1 protein-coding gene is annotated in these 568 nt (G+C 64.8%); it reads left to right on the top strand.

Translation table 11 applies throughout. The features are described from left to right. Window positions 1-50: 50 nt before the first annotated feature. Entirely contained in the window at window positions 51-476 is a 426-nt protein-coding gene (locus tag VQ02_RS30920; RefSeq protein ID WP_048448093.1) for a cupin domain-containing protein, read from the top strand. Window positions 477-568: the final 92 nt, after the last annotated feature.

Raw genomic sequence — 568 nt, 5'->3', positions numbered from 1 at the left:
CAGCTCGGTGCAAAGCCGGCGCCCAACGATCACCACTGAGGAGAAAAGTCATGATCGAGGCGGAGAAGACTGGGCGCTTCAATCTCGCGGCGCTCGCCGCAGCTCTGCCGGATCAGGCAGAGACCCTTCTGGTTGACACCTATCTGACGAACCGAGAGGCGGCGAGCTCTCGGATCTTCCGCGTCTACCGGGGAACGCCGCCGCATTATCATGAGACTTGCGACGAGTACCTCTACGTGCTGTCAGGCCGCGGCACCTTCTGGATGGGGGAGGCTGGAACAGAGGCCGAATTCGGGCCGGGCGACCTGCTGTTCTTCGAGCGTGGCACGGTGCACGCCCTGCCACGGATCATTGCGGAGCCGGTGGTCTTCCTCTCGGTCGACACGCCCCGGCGCGTACCCACCGACATCGTATTCGTGAACCCGCAGGACGGCAGCCCCGAGACCTTCATGGCCCGCAACGCGTCGACGCGCTGAGCGCCCCAGGCGCTCGCAGAGACCGACCGGGGTTGCTGACCTCTGGCAGGCTTCGGCAGCTTTCACTCAGACGATCCTGCGCAGCAGTTCGA

Source organism: Methylobacterium variabile, assembly GCF_001043975.1.
Taxonomy (GTDB): Bacteria; Pseudomonadota; Alphaproteobacteria; order Rhizobiales; family Beijerinckiaceae; genus Methylobacterium; species Methylobacterium variabile.
This window is presented reverse-complemented; position numbering and strand designations above follow the sequence as displayed.

Bases quoted from the DNA above. Each gene is read 5' to 3' on its own strand.
- VQ02_RS30920 (WP_048448093.1), top strand. From the start codon at position 51: ATGATCGAGGCGGAGAAGACTGGGCGCTTCAATCTCGCGGCGCTCGCC.